The following is a 21,105-nucleotide window of genomic DNA, read 5'->3' as shown; positions in this document are numbered from 1 at the left end:
TCCAGGTCGGTCCGACCACGTCAACCGTTTAGGCGGTCGGTTTGGGGATAGGGTCGCGCAAAATCACACCCGCCTCGCCCTCCGCTCGTAACTAAACACGACCTCGGCGAACACCGGATGATTTTACTATGCAGGGACCATCGTACCCAGTATGGGTTTTGGTAGCTACGACGAGTCCGAGCAAAAGGACCAAGAAAACGACTTCGACGAGGACGACGGCGTCAACGTCCACGAGAACACGCACGAAGGGGAAATCTCGTTCGACTCCGACGCCTCGCAGGACGAACTTCTCGACCAGCTAAACGAGATCAAAAACAGCGGCGACGAAGACGAAGAGTAGTCCTCCTCGGCATCGGCAGACGACTCGACGGTAGAATTTTCTCGATTTTCGCGTATCCCGAACCGACAGGAACGGTCTCGGCCGAGGAGCGCCTCCAGTCGAAAATCAGTTAAGCGTGTTACGCTATCACGAACCATGGAGACGGACAGCCTCGGTCAGTTCGAAGCGTCCTTACAGCGGATGAAGGTTGGACGAACGAGAGTCGGGGCCGAGACGTTCGAGAAGGCACTGACGGAAGTCGTCGAGACGCCCGCCGTCGGGTCGGCGCTCCCCTTCGAGGGCGTCTCGTTGTCGGGGACGACAGTCGAACTCGACCCCACGCCGGACCAGCTTCGAAGCGCGAAGACGGGCGTGACCGCCGCCACTCTGGGCATCGCCGACTACGGGTCGATTATCGTCGAGTCGTCGGCCGACGGCGACGAACCGGTGAGCCTCTTCCCCGAGACTCACGTCGCCGTCCTCCGGGAGAGCGACGTGGTTCCGAACATGCCCGCGGCCTTCGAGCGACTGGAGGAGTCGGTCGCTACCGGTCGGGGCGACGCAGTCATCGCCACGGGGCCGAGTGCGACCGCCGACATGGGCGAACTGGTGTACGGCGCGCACGGGCCGAAGGCGGTCCACGTCCTGATTCTGGAGGACCGATGAGTTCCGGCCGAGCGGCCAAGGCGGCCGAGATTCGACGGCTCCTCGCCGAGGAGGGCGACAGCGTGGCGTCGAACACCCGGGGGTTCAACGAGGGACGCTACGAGTCCGTCGGAAAGTTGGACGACTACGAGGAACTGAAAGGGGAGGCCCGGGCCATCAAGGAGGACGCCATCGAGCGCCTGCCGGACCTGATAGCCCAGGTCCGGGAGAGCGTCGAAGCGAACGGCGGAACCGTCTACCTCGCAGACGACGCCGAGGACGCCAACAGATACGCAGCGGAGGTCGCCGAGCGGAACGACGCCGAGACGCTGGTCAAGAGCAAGTCGATGACCTCCGAGGAAATCGAGGTCAACGACGCGCTCCGGGAGGCGGGCGTCGAGGTCTGGGAGACCGACCTCGGAGAGTTCGTGTTGCAGGTGGCCGACGAATCGCCCTCTCACATCGTCGCGCCGGCCATCCACAAGTCCCGCGAGAAGATCGCCGACCTGTTCAACGCACGTTTCGACCCCGACGAACCGCTCGAAACCGCCCAAGAACTGACCGAGTTCGCCCGCGAGTACCTCGGCGAGCGCATCGAAGACGCCGACGTGGGGATGACGGGCGCGAACTTCGTCGTCGCCGAATCGGGAACCATCGCGCTGGTGACCAGCGAGGGCAACGCCCGGAAGTCGATCGTCGCCCCGGACACTCACGTCGCCGTCGCGGGCGTCGAGAAGCTGATTCCGGCCCTCTCGGACCTCTCGCCGTTCGTGGAACTCATCGGCCGGTCGGGGACCGGCCAGGACATCACCTCCTACGTCTCGCTGTTCACCCCGCCGGTCGATTCGCCCACCATCGACTTCGAGGACTCCGAAACCCCGCTCTCGGAATCCGGCGACCCGGACGACCGCGAGTTCCACCTCGTTCTCGTCGACAACGGCCGGATGGCGATGCGCGACGACGACCAGTTGCGCGAGACGCTCTACTGCATCCGGTGTTCGGCGTGTGCCAACTCCTGTGCGAACTTTCAGTCGGTCGGCGGCCACGCCTTCGGCGGCGAGACGTACTCCGGGGGCATCGCAACCGGGTGGGAGGCGGGCGTCGAGGGGTTGGACACCGCCGCGGAGTTCAACGACCTCTGTACCGGCTGTTCGCGGTGCGTGAACCAGTGCCCCGTCGAAATCGACATCCCGTGGATAAACACGGTGGTCCGGGACCGAATCAACCGCGGAGCGGACGGCGACACCGAGTTCGACTGGCTCGTGGAGGGGCTGACCCCGGACGCCGAACCGGGCGGAATGAGCCCCCAGAAGCGGTTCTTCGGTAACTTCGCGGCAGTGGCCAAGGTCGGGTCGGCGCTGGCTCCGGCGTCGAACTGGCTGGCCGACGCCGGTCCCGCACGGTGGGCGATGGAGCGCGTCCTCGGCATCGACCGGCGGCGGGACCTCCCGGAGTTCGAGCGCGAGACGTTCGTGGACTGGTTCGAGGCCCGCGGCGGCACTCGTATCTCGCCGACCGACGCCGACCGCGTCGCCGTCGTCTACCCGGACCTCTACACCAACCACGTGCAGGTCGAGCGGGGGAAGGCCGCCGTCAGGGTGCTGGAGGCGCTGGGAGTCGCCGTCAGAGTGCCGGACGTGGCGTCGAGCGGTCGCGCGCCGCTCTCGCAGGGGATGATTGCGACGGCAACGCGCCACGCCGAGGAGGTCGCGCCCGCGCTCCTCGACCACGTCGAATCGGGGCGCGACGTGGTCGTGATAGAGCCGAGCGACCTCGCCATGTTCGAGCGCGAGTACGAGAAACTCGTAGACGCCGAGCGCCACGAGACGTTGGCGGCGAACAGCTACGAGGTGTTAGAGTACGTCTACGGCCTGCTAGACGGGAGTTCCGACGAGGACGTGAACGCTCTCTCCCGAGGGGACGGAGCGGAGGTGGCGTACCACAGCCACTGTCAACAGCGAACGATGGACCTCGAACCGTACACGACCGCCGTGCTGGAAGCCGCGGGCTACGACGTACTCACGTCCGACGTGGAGTGTTGCGGGATGGCCGGGAGCTTCGGCTACAAGTCCGAATACTACGAGTTGAGCGTAGACGTGGGCGACCAATTGCGCGACCAGTTCACCAGTCCGGCGGCCGAGGACCGCCTCGTCGCGGCGAGCGGGACCTCTTGTCTCGAACAACTCGACTCGCTCCTCGGCCGGCCGACTCGCCATCCCGTGGAGTTGCTCGACCCTGCGCGTCCCGTGCAGTCGCTCGACCGCGAGCGGTGACGTCCGCGCTCTCGTGGCTCCCGTAACACCTTCCGAAACCGGGCCGGATTTAACCCCGAGTCCACTATTCGGCCCCGTGAAGAACGTCACGGACAGAACCAGCAACCCCTTCGGAATGTCGCCGCCCTGCGCTCACGAGTGCGGCGGAACGGGCGACGAGTCGGGCCGTCGCGCCGTCTTCGGCTACGGCGACGCCAACGCCGACTTCCACGTCGTCGGCGACCATCCGGGCGTCCACGGCGGTGGCGAGACCGGGATTCCGTTCACCGGCAGTCTCGCGGGCGAGCGCCTCCAACCCGTCCTGAACGAGGTCGGCCTGCTCGGGGACGCGTACAGCGACGACCCGACAGTCGCCGACCTCTTCCTGAGCTATCGCCACATGTGCTGTCTCCCCGAGGGCCGCACGCCGACCGACCGGGAGTACGCCGACCTCGAACCGTTCTTCGACTCGGAGTTGCGGGCCATCTCGGCCCACGTCCTCCTGCCCGTGGGCGAACGCGCGACTCGATACGTCCTCGGAACCTACGCCGCCCGGGAGGCGCTGCTGGACGCCGAAAACGGCGGCGGTGCCGACAGCACCGACGACCCCGACGGCGGCCAGCGCGAGGACCGAATGGCAACTCTCCACGCCGACCACGTTCCGGGGCGGGGCTTTCTGGTCGTCCCGATTCGGGAACCGAGCGAGTGGGACGACGGCGACGGCGAGCGACTGGCCGCCTCGCTCGCGGACCTGCTGGCGTCGGACTACCGCCAGACCGCCGACCTCGGGCGCTTCCTCGCGGAACACGACACCTACGAAGTTCGGTGACGGAAGCACTCCGGTTCGCAGGTGTTCGGCAGGGTTCCGGTACCCTGTTCGGCAGGATTTCGGTCCCACGAAATCGGTGCTACTCTCGCTCGGTCGAGTCCCCCGGTAGGAGTCCGAGAACGCCGGTTAGTGCGCCGATGAGCATCACCACCATCCCGAACCCTCCGACGAAATCGGCCGAGTCGCCGAAGTACGCGCTGTTCAACGAGACGAACCCGCCGAAGACGACCATCAGGAGACCGAACTGGTACCCGCCACTCGTCATGCCGACGGCTGGACGTTCCAATCCGAAAAGTGTGCCGTCTGATACGTACTCGAACGAGAGAGCGTTTGTACGCCGGAGCGGAGAGATCGGTCGGGCCGAGTCTCTTTCATCTTTGCCGTCGAACCGCTCGACTGGAGGAAGCAACGAGCGCACACAGATAGAGTCCATCGTGGAGCGACACCAGCGGAGCGCCAACGTCCGTTCGGTGTACGGCGACTCGATAGAGCGCTGCGTGAAGACATCGTCTCCGTCGCGCGGGTCGCTTACGGCTTCGGCGGCGGGTACGGGCGAGGTGGAACGGACGACGAGCGAACGACCGAGGGCGAAGTCACTGGACAGGGTAGTAGAGGTGACGGCAGTGGCGGCGGTGGCGGCGCGACGGCACGTCCGGTCGGCGCGCTCGAAATCTCCGACGACGGCACGCGATTCGTCCGGTTCGAGGAGCGAAAGCGGTCGCTCGCACTGCTGGTCATCGTTCTCGCGGTCGGGATGCTGGTCGGTCGGCTGTCGAACTTGGACAGGTAATTATAGACGTTAGAGCACTATATAGTGGCGTTAAATATATTTTCTTGCCTGCCTTAGTAATGTATACTTGGTTTCGAGGTGCGGAGGTCCGGACCGAGAACGGCTAACCCCGAGTTGACGGCGGAGTCAGTCAGAAGTTGACGATAGCGTAGACGGAGAGTTGACGGAGAGAGTCGGTGAGGAGTTGACGAAAAGAGTCGATGAGGAGTTGCCGGTAGAGTCGATAGGAAGCTAGCTATCCCTCGAGCCTGTGAAGACCGCAACCGCTCCGCACCGCACGGCACCGCGACAGCCTCACACCTCCCCAGCCTCTTCCCTCACTTCGTTCGGTCGTCCCTCGCGCGCATGGGCGTGACCCGCACCGCGGGTCACGCCACCGCGCGCCGGGGGAGAGGAATTGCCAGCGCGCGCCAGGTTAGAGGATTACCAGCGCGCCGGAGTGGAGAGATGACGTACTTCGACACCGACGACCCTACGAGTAGGTTCTGCCGCCGGGGACGATAGCGTCGAAGACGCCTCGGAAGACGCCGATTACGAGGTCGAGGACGACCGGGACGAGCGGTACGACGATTATCAACGCGAGGAGCGCGCCGATGGCTACCGCCGCGGTTTCGAACGCGGTCGTCGGCTTCGGAACTGCCATGGAGTCCCTCACGGCGGCATCCGTGAAAACGGTGGTGTCGGCGAGTGTCGATGGGTGTCGGCGGGAATCAGTGGGTGTCGGAAGGAATCGGTGGGTGTCGCCGGGTCTCGACTCCGCAACAACAGCTAAGGACGTCTGCGGCGAATCAGGTCTGGAAATGTCTCTCGACACGGCCGAAGACCTGTTCGAGTACGAGCTTCGGGGCGTCTACTACGGCGAACGCCAACTCGTCGATACGCTGGACGAACTCCAGACCAGCGCGACCGAGTCCACGCTCGTCGGCGGGTTCGCCGACCACCGGGACGAGACCGTGACCCACGTCGAACGCCTCGAACGGGTCTTCGACGTTCTGGACCTCGAACCCCGGGAGCGGAACGTGCCGACGTTCGACGCGCTCCGCGAAGAGAAACGGGCGGCCGACGCCGACGCTGACGACGAGGCCGTGCAGAACGCCCTCTACAACCACGTCGGTAGGAAGGCCGAGCGACTCGAACTCACCGGCTACGAGGGACTGCTCGCGCTTGCGGACGCAATCGACCTGGACCGCGAGGCGGTGGACCTGCTGGAGCAGAATCGAGACGAAGACGAGGCCGCGCTCGCCGAACTCGAATCCGTCTCCGAAGGGGCCGAGTTCGAGTCGTTCATCGACCGACTCCTGTAAAAATCGGGTCGTGGTTACGAGTCGCCGAACTCCGACCCGCAGTTGCCGCAGGTCATGCTGTCGGAGGGCAGTGACCGCTGCGGCGTGACGAGACCGCAGTCGTCGCAGATACCGAAGAGGCGTTTGTCCGGGTCGATACCGCTGACGAACTCCATGCGCACCCACGCCTCGGAGTTCGTCTCGTCGTAGATTTCGACCCCGTCTTCGGTTCGCTTCCAGTTCACGGGGTCGCCGTCTCGCTCCCGTCGCTCCAGTCGTTCGCTCATCGCGTGGTAGAAGGGCGGACAGTATCTATCATAAAAGTTCCGTACTAATTTTTACTACGGGAGTAATAAAACTCCTCTCGACGGGCGAGACCGGAGAGAGTGCCGAGAGAGAAAACGACTTACCGGACACGGGCGGAGTACGAACGTGAAACGGATTCAACTCGGAAATACCGTCTTCGAGGGGCGAAACGACGTGTACCTGTTCGGAGACGACACGGGGCCGACGACGCTGGTCGACACGGGCGTGGCCACGTCCGAGGGCCGCGAGCAGTTGCGAGACGGACTCGCGGAGTACGGTCTCTCGTTCGGCGACGTAGACAGGATTCTGCTCACTCACTGGCACCACGACCACGCGGGTCTCGCCGGCGAGATTCAAGCCGAGAGCGACGCGACGGTGTACGTCCACGAGGCCGACGCGCCGATGGTCACCGAGGACGACATGAACCACGTGGCCGAAATCGAGGAGCGCAGTCTGTTCGAGAGATGGGGCGTTCCCGACGAGAAGGCCCAAGAACTCCTCGACTTCCTCGCCCTCCACGACCAGATTCAGGGCCGGTCACCGACCGTCGAGACGTTCACCGACGGCGCCACGTTCGAGGCCGGAGCCGTCGAACTCGAAGCGGTCCACTTACCCGGCCACGCCGCCGGACTGTCGGGCTTCGAACTGTCGGACGGAGAGGACCGCGAACTCGTCTCGGGCGACGTCCTCCTCCCGAAGTATACCCCGAACGTCGGCGGCGCGGACCCCCGAGTCGAGGACCCGCTCGGCACCTACCTCGACTCGCTCGCTCGGATTATCGAAGCCGATTACGCCCGCGCGTGGCCGGGCCACCGCGACCCCATCGACGACCCGTCAGGCCGAGCGCGCGAAATCGCCGCCCACCACCGCGAGCGGACCGAGCGCGTGCTGTCGGTCCTCCGCGAACGAGCGGAGACCGACGCCTGGACGGTCAGCGCCGACCTCTTCGGCGACCTGTCGAACATCCACATCATGCACGGGCCGGGAGAGGCGTGGGCGCACCTAGACCACCTCGAACGCCAAGGCGTCGTGGAGCGAACCGACGAGGGATACGCGCTTCTCGACGCCGACCCCGACCTCGACGCCATGTTCGAGTACGGCGGAGCGAGCGACGAAGCACCGACAGAGAGCGCGACCACGGAGGACTAACGAGTGACTACAGTCACAGTCTGGAACGAGTACCGTCACGAGCGAGCGGACGACGCGGCCCGCGACGTCTACCCCGACGGCATCCACGAGACCATCGCCGAGTTCCTCGAAGACCGGGGGTTCGACGTCCGGACCGCGACGCTAGACGAACCCGAACACGGCCTGACCGAGGAGGTGCTGGACGACACCGACGTACTGACGTGGTGGGGCCACGAGGCCCACGACGAGGTCGAAAACGAAGTAGTCGAACGCGTCCACGAACAGGTGCTGTCGGGGATGGGCCTCCTCGTGCTTCACTCCGGCCACTTCTCGAAGATATTCAAACGTCTGATGGGGACGACGTGCGACCTCAAGTGGCGCGACGAGGGCGAGAAGGAGCGACTCTGGACGGTCGAACCCGGCCACCCCATCGCCGAGGGCGTCGGGGAGTGCATCGAGATTCCGGAGACCGAGATGTACGGCGAGCGATTCGACGTTCCGGCCCCGGACGCGCTGGTGTTCACGAGCTGGTTCGAGGGCGGGGAAGTGTTCCGAAGCGGGTGTTGTTACCGACGCGGTGCGGGCCGAATCTTCTACTTCCGGCCGGGCCACGAGACGTATCCGATCTATCATCGGCCCGAGATTCAGAGAGTCGTCACCAACGCGACTGCGTGGGCGTCACCTGTAGAGATATCGGAACCTTCCTTCGGTAACGTCCCAGAGCCGCCCGAAAGCGAATGACACGGCCGTTTTCTCGGCCGTAATCATTCGGGAGGGGCGAGCATCGTCCCTGATATCGGAGCCCATAATGTCGAAAGAAGGAAACCATTTATTAGGTAGCCGCGAATCCGGCAAGACAGAGAATGCCGGAGGCCCCGCCCCGTATACTCCACGTCGAAGACAACGACTTCTTCAGTAGAGTCACGGCGGGGGTTCTCGCCGACGAGTACGACATGGACGTGGACACGGTGGGGAGCGCGAAGACGGCACTCGAACGACTCGAAACCGAGCGCTACGACTGCATCGTCAGCGACTACGAGATGCCCGGCATGGACGGACTGGAATTTCTGGACGCCGTCCGGGAAACCTACCCCGACATCCCGTTTATCCTACTGACGGGCGGTGGAAGCGAGCAGATAGCTAGCAAGGCGATCTCCGCTGGCGTCACGGATTATCTAAGTAAGGGAGAGGGCAAAGAGCAGTTCGCGGTGCTGGCCAATCGCATCGAGAACGCTATCGCTCGGCGGCGAACCGAGCGACTCGCCGACCGCCAGATTACGGTCAACGACCTCATCTGGGACGTGAGTCAAGCGGTCCTACGGGCCTCCTCCCGCGAAGACATCGAGGACATCGTCTGCGAGCGACTCGCTGACTCCGACCCCTACGTCCTCGCGTGGGTCGGCGACGTAGACGACGAGGCCGCCACGGTCCGACCGGAGGCGTCGGCGGGCGTCGACCAACGATACCTCGACCCCGTACTTCTCGACGGCGACCGAGCGGAGGGCGACCGGGTTCCCGTCCGCGAAGCGGTCGAGACGCAAGCGGTGCGCGTCGAACGGGGAGCGAAACTGGAGAACCGGTTCGAGCAGAAGGTCGACGTGAACGTCGAGCGGTACGCCGTCGCCGCCGTCCCACTCGTGTACGAAGACCGGGCCTACGGCGTTCTGAGCGTCTGGTCGGACGTGCGACACGCGTTCGGCGAGACCGAGCGACGCGTCCTCACGAAGTTCGGTAACAATCTCGCGTACGCCATCGATTCGGTGCAGACCCGCAAGGAACTCGTCCGACGGGAGCAGCGCCTACAGGTGTTCAACCGAATTCTCCGACACAACCTCCGGAACGACCTCAACGTCGTGTTGGGTCGTGCCGAGAACATCGTCGAGGAGTTTCCACCGGCCGCGAAGGAGGCCAGCATCATCGAACAGAAGGCGAGCGAACTCATCGAGATCAGCGAGAAGGCCCGCGAAGTCGGGAAGACGCTCGACCGCGAGGGCCGGACGACCAAGCAGATAGACGTGACCAACTGCGTGGAGCGGACCTGCGAGGAGTTCCGTCAGTCGTACCCCGACGCGGAGATAATCACCGACACCCCCGAGTCTGCGACGGTGTACGCCGACAAGACGCTGGAGGCCGCTATAAGCGAAGTCGTGGAGAACGCACTCGAACACTGCGGCGACCGGCCGTCGGTCACTGTCACCGTCTCGCCCACCGACGACGACCGCGAGTGGATAGAAGTGACCGTCTTGGACGACGGGCCGGGTATTCCCGAGGAGGAGCGCGAGGTCCTCACCGAGGGCGAGGAGACAGCGCTTCACCACGGAAGCGGTCTCGGTCTCTGGCTCTCGAACTGGATAGTCGGCAAGTTCGGCGGGGAACTGAGGTTCGACGACTATCACACGAGCGGCGGGGCAGTGACCCTGCGACTCCAGCGGGCGGCCGAAGACGTTTCGTCGCGGAAGAACGTCTCAGCGCCCGAGCTGGAGTGAGTATCGCCGAAACCAAACTGGAAGTGCACTACTCTCTCGAACGACAGTCGAACCGGTGTCGAACGGATGTCGAGCCTGTGACGAACCTGTTCGTTTTCTTTAACAACAGATATATGAAGAGAAAATAAAGAATACAGACAGTATGAGTACGAAATCCAACGGGTTCGTGGATCGATTCCGGCGACCGGAGTACACAGGGGAGAATCGGTGTACGCCGTGTACCATCGTCAACGTCGTCATCGCGGTCGTGGTGAGCGGGTTCGCCTCGTACCTCCTGACGCCGGTCGGTGGTGTCGTAGTACTCGCGCTGTCGCTGGTCTCCATCTATCTCCGAGGCTATCTCGTACCCGGCACGCCATCGCTGACCAAGCGATACTTCCCCGACTGGGTGCTGGCGAAGTTCGACAAACTCGAAGACGAGACGCCCGAAATCGGCGAGGAAGAGCGAGAACCCGAGGAAGTGTTGGCCGGCGCTGGTGCTGTCGAACCCTGCGAAGAGATGGACGACCTCTGTCTCTCCGAGTCGTTCGGCGAGGCGTGGTACGACAACATCGAGTCCATCAAGGCCGAAGAGACCGAGAAGAGCGACCTGAGCAGCGTCCTCGACGTGGAAGAGGAGAAACTCTCCTTCGACGAACACGAGGAGGCGCTGGTCGCGCAGTACGACGGTGGCCGCCTCGGGCAGTGGGAGTCCCGCGCGGCGCTGGTCGCCGACCTCGCGGCCGCGAAACTACTGGAGACCCGCTACGACGACTGGGACGCGCTGACGGTCACGAACCAGAGTCGCGTCCTGAGCGGTCTCCGAATCTTCCTCGACTCCTGTCCCGACTGTGGCGGCGACGTCGCCATGGAACAGGAAACCGTCGAGTCCTGCTGTCGCACGATGGACGTGGTGGCGGTCAGTTGCTCGGAGTGCGACTCCCGGATTCTGGAAGTCGAACACAGACAGTGAGATAGCGTTTCGCAAGAGATAGAGGTTCGCAATCGCAACGTTCTGATTTCGAGATCGAGGCCGACGACGGGTCGAGTTGTCCCACCGTAACCCCTTCGTTTCCGCTGTCTACAGCGGAAAAGACGAGCAGTCGAAGAACCCCAGTGTTTCCGCTGTCTGCCGACGCCGACGCCTCTCCTCGCCTACACCGGCGTTTCCGCTGATGGGGGACGGGTACTCCCGACGTCCTCCTCTCGGGGCGACCGGGGTTCGGAACACCGAGATTTCCGCTGTTCTGCCGACAGTCGCGTCGAATCGGTACCCCACCGTTTCCGCTGTTTTCCGTCCTCGTCGTTCGTCTCGCGAGACCGTGCTGAACCAAATTCGAGAGTGGAAGTTGGATAGAACGGGGAAGTAGCGGATCAAGGTCACGGCCAGGTTATCGAAAGAAGCGGTCGTCAAACGCCGGCCGACAGCGGAAACGATGGGGTTCTCGGCAAGGGACGAGGGGAGTCGCTCCGAGAGAGGTCGTCGGGCGACAGCGGAAACGGTGGGGTAGACGGTAGAAGAGCGCCAGCGGAAAACAGCGGAAACGATGGGGTAACGAAACGAGGAGGTTGGAAGAGGGAAGCGAAGAGAGTGAAACGGGGGAACAAGGAGAGTAAAACGGGGAACAAGGAAAGGGGAGAAGTGAGGAGGTGAAGGATGAGAAGCGAGGAAACGGGGGAAGCGAGGAGACGAGAAAGCGAGAGCAGTGAGAGGGCGGAAAGGAGAGCGAGATTCACGTCGGGAGGTCAGTTCTCCGCGTCCTCGAAGGTGGTCTGGTAGTACGGCCTGATGCTCTCGTGGACGCCCGCGAACTCGATGGTCTCTTCGAGCGCCGTGACGACGAGTTGGAGGTCCTGCTTCAGGGCGTGTTCGCGGTACTTGCCGCCGGACATCCCCTCGTTCTTCTCGGTCGAGGAGATGACTCCGAGCATGGCGAGGTCCGCGAGGTGGTCGCGCATCCGGCGACTGGTGAGGGGTTCGGTGCCGACGTGGTTGCAGAGTTGCTCGTACCGCGGTCGGATGTCCCGCGAGCGCGCGGGCGTCTCGTCCTCCGCTTCGAGCGACGTGAGCGCGTAGAGGATGAGGCGGGCGTGTTCGGTCAGGTCGGCGACTCCCTCCATGATTCGGTCGCGTTCGAGTTTCTCGCGGGCCTCTTGGACGTGTTCGTCCGTGACCTGCTCGACCGCCTCCTTGCGGGCGAGATCCCCGGCTTCGAGCAGGAGGTCGAGGGCCTGGCGCGCGTCTCCGGCGTCCTGCGCACCGTACGCGGCACAGAGGGGAATCACGTCCTCGGCGAGCGCGCCGTCGTGGAACGCGACCTGTTCGCGCTGGCTGAGAACCTTCTGGAGTTCGGTGGCGTCGTAGGGTGGAAACGAGACTTCCTTCTCGCAGAGCGACGAGCGAACCTTGGCGGAGAGCGAGTCGCGGAACGAGAGGTCGTTAGAGATGCCGACGAGTCCGATTTTGGCGTGTTCGAGGTAACCGTTACTCCGGGCCCGGGGAATCTGGTAGAGGATGGAGTTGTCGTTGATGTGGTCCACCTCGTCGAGGACGACGATGATGGTGCCACCGAGTTTGTCGAGTTCCTCCCAGAGGAAACTGTACACCTGCGCCTGGGGGTAGCCCGTGTTACTGATCTGCTCGGAGGGGTCGCGGAGGGTGTTGACGAGTCGGACTGCGACCTGATAGCTGGAGTTGAGGCCGTCGCAGTTGATTTCGATGACGTTGAGCGAGATGTCGTCGTACTTGGCGGCGTCGTCCTGAAGGCGGTTGAGTAGGAATCGGGTAGCCGCGGTCTTGCCCACGCCACTCTTCCCGTAGAGGAAGATGTTCGACGGGGCCTCGCCGTTGATAATCGGTTGGAGTGCGGCGTGGTACTCTTCTAACTCCTCGTCGCGACCGACGAGGTTGTCCGGGGTGTACTCCTCCAGTAGCGCGTCCCGGTTCTTGTAGAGGGAGTTGTCCCTGTCGAAGCTAAACGATGACATGCGCGTTTTTTGGACGGAGGGGGACATAAAGCCTCGTGGTTAGCATGGTGTCCGCTGTTTCTTCTGTCCCGAAGATACTTATTCGAGGACGGAATTCCGAGGGTGCAGCGTTTCTTCTGTTTCTGATGTTCGGTTATACTTAAAGACACACCCACCCCATCGTTTCCGGAGTTATCGCGGGAAGTGTGATAGGTGTCACGTTGCTCCTATATGGATGAAAAGATTTATAGTGGCGAATGTTAAACCATACCCGTAGTGCAAATAGCCTAAATAGACTATTAGGCTCTAGTCTACATCTAGAGATGTCTTCGACCGCTTTTTTACGCGAAAGCGGGTCCGGAGGGCGAACTCGTACAGATTCATCGACATCAAATTGGAACGGCACGGTCCGCGTTAGCCACCCCTCCCGCCCTCTCCCCGAAAACAGCGGAAACAGTGGGGTGGGTGTCTTCGTTTCTACCCTTTCTCTCTCCTCGAAAACAACGGAAATGGTGGGGTGAGTGTGTCCCGCTTCGCTCTCGGTTCCCGATCCTTCTCGTTCCTTTTCCTCCTATCGGGTTACAATCCTACGACGTCACAGCTCTCGTTTCTCCAACACGGCTACTCGTCTCTCGAACTCTCCGTGGACAACGGAGGAGGAACTCAGCGGACGGTGTATCGGGAAACTACAGCACGAGAAGACCGCAGACCGGAAGATAACAGAACCAGTAAACAGCGGAAACGGTGGTGTTGAGATACGTTCCAACCGTCTGTTTCTCGGAGCACCCGCTACAGTAATCGTTTCCCCACCTTCTAATCGTTTCACGTCACCTTCATTTCCCACACGCGGAACCGAAAAACAGCGGAAACGGTGGGGTTGCTTCCGTCTTCGGACCTACCGTTTCCAACGCCGAAAGCTTCGACGCCGACATCTCTAACGTCGTTACCTCTATCGATACCTCTAACCCCGACACCACCGACGTCGACACCTTCGACGCTGACATCTCCGACGCCGAAAGCTTCGACGCCGATACCTCCGACTCCTCCGACGCTGACCACTCGCCACTATCAAGAGGCCGTCCTCGTGAAGTCCTCGTCGTCGAGTTCTCACTCTTCTCGAAACAGCGGAAACGACGGGGTCACCGAACGGAGTTCACTAAACCAAACAGTAGACACTGAATCCGCATCTCTCGTCCGGAGTCGTCGTCTCTCGCAGGCGCTCGGCAGACACTCGACGAACTATCGACTCGATACAAACGCATCGACCCGACAGAGGCTCGTCGTGTTCGAACAATATCTACGATTCTAAGAGTTATACGAAACCACCTCTAATCGACCAACACCGCCTCCGCCGGACGGCGCGGCGACGGTTCGGACGCACCGCCAGCGTATCCGAGTCGGAAGAGGTGCTGGGACGACCACTCCGACCGCCCGAGTAAGTCGGTTAGTTCTCGGCGAAGGCTCGGTACCTCGAGTACCGCGCTCATCGGGTGAGTCTGCACGCCGAGAACCGTCGCCAGCAGACTCACCCGCTCGAAGACCTGTCCGGCACGAATCTGGGCGCGTCTCCCGTCGGATTTCGTCCGAACGACCGCGACGAGCGGCGTACTCCGCAGCAACTGGCCGTCCTCGCGCGCCTGCCGACGGCCGACGTTCAGATACGTCACGAGGAGTTTCCCGACCTTCGACCCGAGCCACGAGCCGCCGAACGCGCCTCGGCCGATCCACCGGCCGAGTTCCCGGCGGTACGCGGGGTCGGCGAACTGTCGACGGTCGGCGCGGGCGGTCAGGTCGGCGATGGTTCCCATCTTCACCGGGTCGGCGACGAACTGGAGCGTCACGTCGTCCTCGACGCAGACCTCCTGAAGCGCCCGGAGGTCTTCGCGCGGAATCGCTCGCTCCTGATACCGGCCTCGGTGCGTCCGCCGGCGCGGAATCGCCTCGAACAGCCTCGAATCCCGGCGGTCGGTCGAGGCTTCGGCCGACCGCTCGTCACCCGCCAGTTCGTCATCCGACCGCTCGCTACCCGACGACAGTCGAACCGTCGCGGCGTGGTTGCTATCGCTCCCCGGCAGGTAGCGGACCTCGTGGCCTATCCCGAAGTGTTCGGCCGCGACGAGCAGGTTCTCCAGCGCCGCCCCCAGACTGACGTAGAGTTCTCGCTTGTCGGGGTCGGCGACCGTCAGCCACCGGTTCGTGTCGGCGAAGAGCCGAATCTCGTCGTCGGAGACGGTGAACAGCCACTGCTGGGTGTTGTGACTCGACGGAGCCAACACCGCGTACCGGACCAGAAACTGGGCCTGTTCGACCGGCGTCCCCTCCTCGGGAAACGCCGCGGCCGAGACCCGCCACGGCCGCTTATCGCCGACCCACTTGTAACGACGCGAGAACCGACCAAACGCGTCGAGTCCGAGGGTATCGAGTAGGGACGTGTCGAGTTCGCGTTCGTCGGTCTCGCCTCTATCGGTTCTGCCCGCGGTCCGTTCGCTCTCGTACACTCGCGTCGGGTCCCCCATGCTACCTCTGCGACGAGAGCCGTCAACTTAGTTCTCCGCGTCGGCGCGGCCGCAACCGCGAGTGTCGCGGCCGCGCCGGCGAGGACGACCAGCTAGTTCGCCGGGCGTGGTATCTCCAGAACTTCTTCCGCCGTATCTCCCTGTTCCGGACTCCGAGCGAGCAGACGCCCGAGAACTGGTTCGAGCGACTACCCGAGGGCGACGAGACGAACGACGTGTCGCCACTTCGACGGAGCGCGAGTAACATCTTCTCGCCGACAGTTCCGCCGGCACCTCGAGTACCTATACCTTTCTGAAAGAATCACAATTGTACTCTTAACAAACAAAAATGACTATCGGTTAATCCGGGCGGTGCACGCATAGTTTTGGTCCCGGACGTCGCGTTGTCGAGTATGGCGACGAACGCACAACTCTCACGCATCGCTATCGTGGCAGTGGCGCTTCTCCTGTTGCTCCCGGTCGTGACGATGCTGTTCGCGTGGCCGATGATGGGAATGGGTTGGTGGATGCACGGTCCGGTGGACGGGCAAGTCGGTCCCGGCGGGGTCGGCGGAGCGACGCCGACGTGGATGTTCGGCTTCTGGCTCGTCGGCCTGCTGGTACTGGTCGGCGTCGGCTACCTGCTCTACCGCGGCGTCTCGGATTCTACGTCCGACCCCGCGCTCGAAGAACTCCGGCGGGCGTACGCTCGCGGGGACCTCTCGGACGAGGAGTTCGAGGAGCGCCGCCAGCGACTACGAGAATGATTCGGCGATTCGGAGGTAGTGAGGGTCGAGTCCCTACGAATAGTTAGGCTTGAGCCAGTACGAATAGTCAGGCTTGCGCCACTACGAAGAACGTCTCGGGTCGCTCGTCGGCCCGAACGACCTCGAAGCCTGCGTCTTCGAGGAGTTCGACCGCCTCGTCGCGGTCGTACCGCTCGTCGACGGGCGGGCCGCTCTCGCCTTCGCCGCTCGCCGACCAGTCGGCGACGACGAAGCGTCCGCCGTCGGCGAGGACGCGCGCGACTTCTGTCTCTGCGCCGCTCCCGCCGTCGCCGTGGCCGTCGCCCGCGAACTCGTGGAAGGTCATCGTCGAGAACGCGGCGTCGAGTTCGCCGTCGGCGAACGGGAGGTCGCCGACGTCGGCGGTCACCAACGCGACGTTCTCGGGAACGCCCTTCTCGCGGTACAACTCGTGCATCTCGTCCTGCACGTCCACGGCGCGAACTTCGCCGGCGAACGCGGCCACGTCGTCGGTGTAGAAACCGGTCCCGCTTCCGAGGTCCGCGACCGCGGCGTCTCGGTCGGACCCGAGAGCCAGCGCGGCGACCAGTTCCTCCCGCGAGAGGTAGCGATACCGGGAGTCGTCTTCGAGTTTGTCGGCCGACTCGGGGTCGAACGTGTGGAAGCCCATCGTCTCGGCATGGGTGGCCGACCGTCTTAACGACTGCGGGATGTGGGTCACGCGTGCAAGATTGTGGCATCGGTCGATACTCGCGCTGTCCCCTCTTCCCACTATGATGCCAATCGCTCGCGCAGAGCGAACGGAAGGCGGGCGTAGACCGCCGCGTTGTGGCGAAGGGCCGCCGCGGTGGTGTACTCGTCTACCGCGTGGGCGGTGTCGGTCCCGAGGCCGAACTCGACGGCCGGGATGCCTGCGCTCCGGAGTTTCTTCGCGTCGCCGCCACCGGTCGCACTCCGTCGGTAGACGCGCTCGCCAGTCACGTCCTCGGCGGTTTCGACGACCGCCGCGACCAGCGGACTGTCCGGCGATTCGTAGGTCCCGTCGGCCCGTGAGACGTCCGCGATTTCGACGCCCTCGTGGTCGGCGAGGACGGCCTCGATAGCGGCCAGCACGTCTGCGGTGCTGGCGGAGGCCGTCACTCGCACGTCCACCTCCGCGGTGGCGGCGGTCGGCACCGCGTTGATGGTCTCGCCGCCCGAGAGCGTTCCGAGATTTACCGTCGGGTATTCGAACGTCTCGCGTGCGACGCGCTCGCCCATGCGCGGTGCGTAGAACGCGACCGAGTCGTCGAGTATCGCGTCGAGTTCGGGGTCGAGCGCGAGGCGGTAGTCGGACAGTCGCTCACGCACGTCCGCGACGGCCCGGTAGAGGCGGTCGATGGCGTTGACACCGAACGCGGGCCGCGAACCGTGGGCGGCGGTCCCGCTGGCTTCGAGACCCAACCAGACGCTTCCGCGGTCGGCGACCGCGACCGAGTGACGGCCGCGCTCGCAGGTGGTCTCGCCGACGACGCAGGCTTCGGCCGCGAGCGCGTCTGTCGCCAGCAGATAGCCGAGACCCGCCTCGCCGCCGGTCTCCTCGTCGCTCACGAACGCGAATTCGAGCGTCACTGGCGGGACGGTCTCGGCGAACGCGCGGGCGACTGTCGCCATCGCGGCGACTGCTCCTTTCATATCGGTCGCACCGCGGCCGTAGAGACGCTTCTCGCCGTCTTCGGTTCCCGAGTCGGTCCACTCGCCGCGTGGGTCGCGTGACCACTTCTCGAGGTCGTAGGGCACCGTATCGACGTGGCCGACGTACAGAAGCTTCTCGCGTCGCTCGCCCGGAATCGTGACGACGAGATTCGGTTTCTCCTCGTCGCGGGCGAGAACCTCCGTTTCGAGGCCTGCACTCTCCATCGACTCCCGAAGAAAGGTCAGCAGGTCACGGGTCCTCCCCGGTGGGTTCTGCGAGTCGAATTCGAGCAGCGTTTCGGCGTCTGCGAACAGTTCCTGCTCGCGGGCGTCGAGAAACCGCAGGACGGACGGGAGGCCGTCCGGCAGTTCAGAGTCGTCCGAACCGCCCGAGTCGTTCATCTGGCTTTAGCCGTGGCGCTCCACGAGGTTCGTAAGGGTCGCTTCGTCCTGCACGCCGACGACCTGCTCGACCTGTTCGCCGTCGGCGAACACGATCAGGGTCGGGACGCCCCGAACGCCGTACTGCGTGGCGAGGTCCTGGTGCTGGTCGATGTCGACCTTCGCCACTGCGGCGTCGGTTCCGCTGGCGATGGACTCCACGATCGGTTCGAGCATATTGCACGGACCGCACCAGTCCGCGTAGAAGTCCACCAGCACTACGCCGTAGTCGGTGGTCACGTCTGAGAAGTGTTCGACGCTCTCGACGTGAATGGGTTCGTCCGGTGCAGTTTCGGCGTCGTCTGTCTCACCCTCTCCGTCGAGGAGTTCGTCGCGCTTCTCGTCGCGGATGGATTCGAGTTCGTCTTCGCTCATCACCTCGTCGTTGGCACTCCACGGGTTTAACTGTTTTGTACGAACTACACAATACCGGTTCCTAACTTCGCGCGAAGCGCGGACGATCCGGAAAACTGCGTTCGGGCGAAGTCACGAACGTTCAAATACCATTACGCTCACAGTACGACCGTACGATGGCCGAGAACCCCGCCTACGCGCTCGCACCGCTCGCCGCTGCCTCGCTCTGGGGCGGGATGTACGTCGTGAGCAAGTGGGGATTCTCGGCCATTCCACCGGTCACGCTCGGATTCCTCCGGGTCGCGCTCGGGGCGGTTGCCCTCCTCGTCGTCGTCCGTCAGGCCCGGCCAGTACGCGAGTTCTCGCGCGCCGACCACCGCCGATTCGTCGCGCTCGGCGCGGTGGTCACTGCGACCATCGTCACCCAGTTTCTCGGCACCGACCTCACCAACGCGAGTCAGGGCGCGCTCCTGACGGTTCTGACGCCCGTCTTCACGCTCCTTCTCGGAGTCACGGCCCTCTCGGAACCGCTGACACTGCGGAAAGTCTCGGGGATGACCCTCGCGGCGGTCGGCACCCTGGTCGTCCTCGCGGGCCAGTACGACCTCACTCGGATGACGGGCGGAAACGCCGCCGGAATCGCGGCCCTGCTGGCGGCGAGTCTCGCGTGGGCGGCCTACACCGTCTACGGCAAGTCGCTCGTCCGGACTTACTCCGCGTTGGAGACCGCGACCTACTCGACCATCGCCGCGGTACCGATGCTCGGCGTCCTCGCGGCCGGAGAACTCGCCGTTTCCGGACACCGACTCGGCGAGGTACCCCTCACGCTCTCGGTCGTCGGGGCAGTTCTCTATCTCGGACTCGCCAGCATAGTGGCCGCGTGGTACCTCCGGTACCGTGAGAACAACGCAGCACTTCTCCGTATTGTCGTAGCCATCATTACCGGAGTTCCAGTTGTCGTCAGTCTAATCTGGACAGTGATGCTCGTTCCAATGACGCTTCCGGTCGTTGGGGCAGTCATCTACCTCGGCGTGCTTTCGACCGCCGCTGCATGGTATCTCTGGTACAAAGGATTGGAGTACGTCGATGCAGGGACGGTCGCCGTCTTCTTCTTCATTCAACCGCTAGTCGGCACCCTTCTCGGTGCGCTCTTGCTACAGGAGGCAATCGGACCTGGTTTTGTCGCTGGCGGGGTCGTCATGGCTGTTGGCGTTTACGTAGTCTCCAGGTCTACTACTTCCTGAGCGAATCCACTCCATCGTCACCTTCGACTTTTGGGTCGTCTTTCGGTAGCTTACGACGCGACATCTACGTATGAAGATGACTGTGCTGAGTACCGGTGGCAACCTTCCGGCACAGAAGGCGCGCCGCAAACTCACGTTGGCGCTTACCGCGTACGACGACGCGAAAAAGGGCCGACAGGCTGTCTACGACCGCTGGACACGTACGTCATCGATGACAACCTCGTCCGTGCCCTCACCTCCGTTGACGACGCCGACGTAGAGTGCGGCAGCCGTCTCCCCGGAGATGCCCTCGACAGTCCCTTCCTGCAACTCCGCCAGTGTGGTCTCGGTTTCGGCACCAGCGAGGGTGAACACCGTGTCGCCGTCGATAGTCACTTCTCCACTCGCGGCAGACGAGAAGAGCCCTTCCTCATCGCCGCCGAACCCGACCCAACTATCAGTTCCGTTCGTGGCTTCCCACTCGAAGAACTCCGCGTTATTATTTCCGTCTAGATACAGCCCGAGAAACAAGACGGCGGGGCCCGTCGTGCGCGGGGTCTGGAGTGTGCGTGACGTGACGGTCACTGTCTCGATCGCGTCGAGTCGCCCGAGGTGCACGTCGAACCCAGTGTTCCGATTCGGCGGCTCTGTGCCGAGGTTCTGTGCGAGACAGCGCACGCTACCATCGGACCGGAGCTGGGCCAGCCATCGACTCTCCCCGTCTTGCATATCGTACGGTGTTGTTGACCGGCCCCACGACTCGGGTCCCAACGGGAACCACGCGTAGTGGCCATGACCCTCGATTTTGGACGCGAGACCCACTTGCTCGTCTTGGGCTACTGCGTTTCCGACGACCGTCGTTCCGCCGAAGACGACTGCTCCTGAGGCGACCGCTCCCTTTCGCAGGACGCTGCGACGCGAGACGGTTTCGGGTAGTGTCATGGTCTTGCTCCCGACCCCGCGAATCATGTTACTTGCTAACCAAAAACATTGGAAATTTTTCTATCGTTCACTCGTCGTAATCTGGATTGCTGTCGACCCAACCTCCTAACGCAAGTACGTGACCGATGCGTAACGTCTCGTTGTGCGCCACGAACGACGTCACTTCGTCTGAACGCGGTCGGCGAACGACCTCGTGATGAGTAGACGCTCTATCTTGCCCGCAATCGATTCCGTCACGTCCGGAGA

At 63.4% G+C, this 21,105-nt stretch carries 22 protein-coding genes; 12 read left to right on the top strand and 10 right to left on the bottom strand.

What is annotated here, in order from left to right; all coding sequences use genetic code 11:
• Positions 1–151: 151 nt before the first annotated feature.
• The 4 genes from E2484_RS16675 (at position 152) to E2484_RS16660 (ending at position 4,045) form a co-directional block, all read left to right on the top strand.
• The gene (locus tag E2484_RS16675) at positions 152–340 is read left to right on the top strand and encodes a DUF5786 family protein (RefSeq protein WP_137286309.1); all 189 of its coding nucleotides are present in this window, start codon (positions 152–154) and stop codon (positions 338–340) included.
• Between the two features lie 135 nt (positions 341–475).
• Entirely contained in the window at positions 476–985 is a 510-nt protein-coding gene (locus tag E2484_RS16670) for a LutC/YkgG family protein (RefSeq protein WP_137286308.1), read from the top strand.
• A complete protein-coding gene (locus E2484_RS16665; protein ID WP_137286307.1) occupies positions 982–3,237 on the top strand; it encodes an LUD domain-containing protein in 2,256 nt (751 codons plus the stop codon). Before E2484_RS16670 ends, E2484_RS16665 begins: the two co-directional genes overlap by 4 nt.
• A gap of 76 nt (positions 3,238–3,313) precedes the next feature.
• Positions 3,314–4,045 carry a uracil-DNA glycosylase family protein gene (locus E2484_RS16660; RefSeq protein ID WP_137286306.1) on the top strand — a complete coding sequence of 244 codons (732 nt, stop codon included), beginning with the start codon at positions 3,314–3,316 and terminating at the stop codon, positions 4,043–4,045.
• Positions 4,046–4,124: 79 nt separating this feature from the next.
• Here the strand turns inward: E2484_RS16660 and E2484_RS16655 are convergent, their stop codons facing one another.
• The gene (locus E2484_RS16655; RefSeq protein WP_137286305.1) at positions 4,125–4,310 is read right to left on the bottom strand and encodes a hypothetical protein; all 186 of its coding nucleotides are present in this window, start codon (positions 4,308–4,310) and stop codon (positions 4,125–4,127) included.
• 108 nt (positions 4,311–4,418) lie between these two features.
• Here E2484_RS16655 and E2484_RS26175 point away from each other — a divergent pair, with 108 nt between their 5' ends.
• Complete coding sequence (locus tag E2484_RS26175) at positions 4,419–4,835, top strand: spore germination protein GerW family protein (protein WP_170977399.1); 417 nt, start codon at positions 4,419–4,421, stop codon at positions 4,833–4,835.
• 472 nt (positions 4,836–5,307) lie between these two features.
• On the opposite strand, the gene E2484_RS25125 is transcribed toward E2484_RS26175, so the two are convergent.
• Positions 5,308–5,478 carry a hypothetical protein gene (locus E2484_RS25125; RefSeq protein WP_170977388.1) on the bottom strand — a complete coding sequence of 57 codons (171 nt, stop codon included), beginning with the start codon at positions 5,476–5,478 and terminating at the stop codon, positions 5,308–5,310.
• A 157-nt stretch (positions 5,479–5,635) separates the two neighbouring features.
• Between E2484_RS25125 and E2484_RS16645 the strand changes: the two genes are divergently transcribed.
• Entirely contained in the window at positions 5,636–6,139 is a 504-nt protein-coding gene (locus E2484_RS16645; protein ID WP_170977387.1) for a YciE/YciF ferroxidase family protein, read from the top strand.
• Between the two features lie 14 nt (positions 6,140–6,153).
• On the opposite strand, the gene E2484_RS16640 is transcribed toward E2484_RS16645, so the two are convergent.
• Positions 6,154–6,405: a hypothetical protein gene (locus E2484_RS16640; RefSeq protein ID WP_137286303.1), complete on the bottom strand. Its 252-nt coding sequence runs from the start codon at positions 6,403–6,405 to the stop codon at positions 6,154–6,156.
• Between the two features lie 145 nt (positions 6,406–6,550).
• Here E2484_RS16640 and E2484_RS16635 point away from each other — a divergent pair, with 145 nt between their 5' ends.
• The 4 genes from E2484_RS16635 to E2484_RS16620 all read left to right on the top strand — a co-directional run bounded on the left by E2484_RS16635 (position 6,551) and on the right by E2484_RS16620 (position 10,990).
• Positions 6,551–7,573, top strand: a complete 1,023-nt coding sequence (locus E2484_RS16635; protein WP_137286302.1) for an MBL fold metallo-hydrolase — start codon at positions 6,551–6,553, stop codon at positions 7,571–7,573.
• Positions 7,574–7,576: 3 nt separating this feature from the next.
• Entirely contained in the window at positions 7,577–8,293 is a 717-nt protein-coding gene (locus tag E2484_RS16630) for a ThuA domain-containing protein (protein WP_137286301.1), read from the top strand.
• 122 nt (positions 8,294–8,415) lie between these two features.
• Entirely contained in the window at positions 8,416–10,038 is a 1,623-nt protein-coding gene (locus E2484_RS16625) for a response regulator (protein ID WP_137286300.1), read from the top strand.
• 142 nt (positions 10,039–10,180) lie between these two features.
• The gene (locus E2484_RS16620; protein WP_137286299.1) at positions 10,181–10,990 is read left to right on the top strand and encodes a hypothetical protein; all 810 of its coding nucleotides are present in this window, start codon (positions 10,181–10,183) and stop codon (positions 10,988–10,990) included.
• Positions 10,991–11,763: 773 nt separating this feature from the next.
• Here the strand turns inward: E2484_RS16620 and E2484_RS16615 are convergent.
• The 3 genes from E2484_RS16615 to E2484_RS16605 all read right to left on the bottom strand — a co-directional run bounded on the left by E2484_RS16615 (position 11,764) and on the right by E2484_RS16605 (position 15,500).
• Entirely contained in the window at positions 11,764–13,005 is a 1,242-nt protein-coding gene (locus E2484_RS16615; RefSeq protein WP_137286298.1) for an orc1/cdc6 family replication initiation protein, read from the bottom strand.
• Positions 13,006–13,806: 801 nt separating this feature from the next.
• On the bottom strand, positions 13,807–14,043 hold the full coding sequence (locus E2484_RS16610; RefSeq protein ID WP_137286297.1) for a hypothetical protein: 237 nt from the start codon (positions 14,041–14,043) through the stop codon (positions 13,807–13,809).
• A 269-nt stretch (positions 14,044–14,312) separates the two neighbouring features.
• Complete coding sequence (locus E2484_RS16605; protein ID WP_137286296.1) at positions 14,313–15,500, bottom strand: Acg family FMN-binding oxidoreductase; 1,188 nt, start codon at positions 15,498–15,500, stop codon at positions 14,313–14,315.
• A 392-nt stretch (positions 15,501–15,892) separates the two neighbouring features.
• Here E2484_RS16605 and E2484_RS16600 point away from each other — a divergent pair, with 392 nt between their 5' ends.
• Positions 15,893–16,246: an SHOCT domain-containing protein gene (locus E2484_RS16600; protein WP_137286295.1), complete on the top strand. Its 354-nt coding sequence runs from the start codon at positions 15,893–15,895 to the stop codon at positions 16,244–16,246.
• Positions 16,247–16,313: 67 nt separating this feature from the next.
• On the opposite strand, the gene E2484_RS16595 is transcribed toward E2484_RS16600, so the two are convergent.
• The 3 genes from E2484_RS16595 to trxA all read right to left on the bottom strand — a co-directional run bounded on the left by E2484_RS16595 (position 16,314) and on the right by trxA (position 18,715).
• Positions 16,314–16,895 carry a class I SAM-dependent methyltransferase gene (locus E2484_RS16595; protein WP_137286294.1) on the bottom strand — a complete coding sequence of 194 codons (582 nt, stop codon included), beginning with the start codon at positions 16,893–16,895 and terminating at the stop codon, positions 16,314–16,316.
• A 101-nt stretch (positions 16,896–16,996) separates the two neighbouring features.
• Positions 16,997–18,301, bottom strand: coding sequence for a M20 family metallopeptidase (locus tag E2484_RS16590; protein ID WP_137286293.1), 1,305 nt, complete (start codon positions 18,299–18,301; stop codon positions 16,997–16,999).
• A gap of 6 nt (positions 18,302–18,307) precedes the next feature.
• A complete protein-coding gene (trxA, locus tag E2484_RS16585; RefSeq protein WP_137286292.1) occupies positions 18,308–18,715 on the bottom strand; it encodes a thioredoxin in 408 nt (135 codons plus the stop codon).
• A 155-nt stretch (positions 18,716–18,870) separates the two neighbouring features.
• Here trxA and E2484_RS16580 point away from each other — a divergent pair, with 155 nt between their 5' ends.
• Positions 18,871–19,938: a DMT family transporter gene (locus E2484_RS16580; protein ID WP_137286291.1), complete on the top strand. Its 1,068-nt coding sequence runs from the start codon at positions 18,871–18,873 to the stop codon at positions 19,936–19,938.
• Between the two features lie 183 nt (positions 19,939–20,121).
• On the opposite strand, the gene E2484_RS16575 is transcribed toward E2484_RS16580, so the two are convergent.
• A complete protein-coding gene (locus tag E2484_RS16575) occupies positions 20,122–20,886 on the bottom strand; it encodes a hypothetical protein (protein WP_170977386.1) in 765 nt (254 codons plus the stop codon).
• Positions 20,887–21,105 lie beyond the last annotated feature (219 nt).

Source organism: Halorussus salinisoli, assembly GCA_005239435.1.
GTDB classification, from domain to species: Archaea; Halobacteriota; Halobacteria; order Halobacteriales; family Haladaptataceae; genus Halorussus; species Halorussus salinisoli.
Note: the sequence above shows the minus strand (reverse complement) of the source record. Positions and strands in the feature narration are given on the sequence as shown.

Coding starts and splice junctions, on each gene's coding strand:
- E2484_RS16675 (WP_137286309.1), top strand. CDS start 152: ATGGGTTTTGGTAGCTACGACGAGTCCGAGCAAAAGGACCAAGAAAAC.
- E2484_RS16670 (WP_137286308.1), top strand. CDS start 476: ATGGAGACGGACAGCCTCGGTCAGTTCGAAGCGTCCTTACAGCGGATG.
- E2484_RS16665 (WP_137286307.1), top strand. CDS start 982: ATGAGTTCCGGCCGAGCGGCCAAGGCGGCCGAGATTCGACGGCTCCTC.
- E2484_RS16655 (WP_137286305.1), bottom strand. CDS start 4,310: ATGACGAGTGGCGGGTACCAGTTCGGTCTCCTGATGGTCGTCTTCGGC.
- E2484_RS25125 (WP_170977388.1), bottom strand. CDS start 5,478: ATGGCAGTTCCGAAGCCGACGACCGCGTTCGAAACCGCGGCGGTAGCC.
- E2484_RS16645 (WP_170977387.1), top strand. CDS start 5,636: ATGTCTCTCGACACGGCCGAAGACCTGTTCGAGTACGAGCTTCGGGGC.
- E2484_RS16640 (WP_137286303.1), bottom strand. CDS start 6,405: ATGAGCGAACGACTGGAGCGACGGGAGCGAGACGGCGACCCCGTGAAC.
- E2484_RS16625 (WP_137286300.1), top strand. CDS start 8,416: ATGCCGGAGGCCCCGCCCCGTATACTCCACGTCGAAGACAACGACTTC.
- E2484_RS16620 (WP_137286299.1), top strand. CDS start 10,181: ATGAGTACGAAATCCAACGGGTTCGTGGATCGATTCCGGCGACCGGAG.
- E2484_RS16615 (WP_137286298.1), bottom strand. CDS start 13,005: ATGTCATCGTTTAGCTTCGACAGGGACAACTCCCTCTACAAGAACCGG.
- E2484_RS16605 (WP_137286296.1), bottom strand. CDS start 15,500: ATGGGGGACCCGACGCGAGTGTACGAGAGCGAACGGACCGCGGGCAGA.
- E2484_RS16600 (WP_137286295.1), top strand. CDS start 15,893: ATGGCGACGAACGCACAACTCTCACGCATCGCTATCGTGGCAGTGGCG.
- E2484_RS16595 (WP_137286294.1), bottom strand. CDS start 16,895: ATGGGCTTCCACACGTTCGACCCCGAGTCGGCCGACAAACTCGAAGAC.
- E2484_RS16590 (WP_137286293.1), bottom strand. CDS start 18,301: ATGAACGACTCGGGCGGTTCGGACGACTCTGAACTGCCGGACGGCCTC.
- trxA (WP_137286292.1), bottom strand. CDS start 18,715: ATGAGCGAAGACGAACTCGAATCCATCCGCGACGAGAAGCGCGACGAA.
- E2484_RS16580 (WP_137286291.1), top strand. CDS start 18,871: ATGGCCGAGAACCCCGCCTACGCGCTCGCACCGCTCGCCGCTGCCTCG.
- E2484_RS16575 (WP_170977386.1), bottom strand. CDS start 20,886: ATGATTCGCGGGGTCGGGAGCAAGACCATGACACTACCCGAAACCGTC.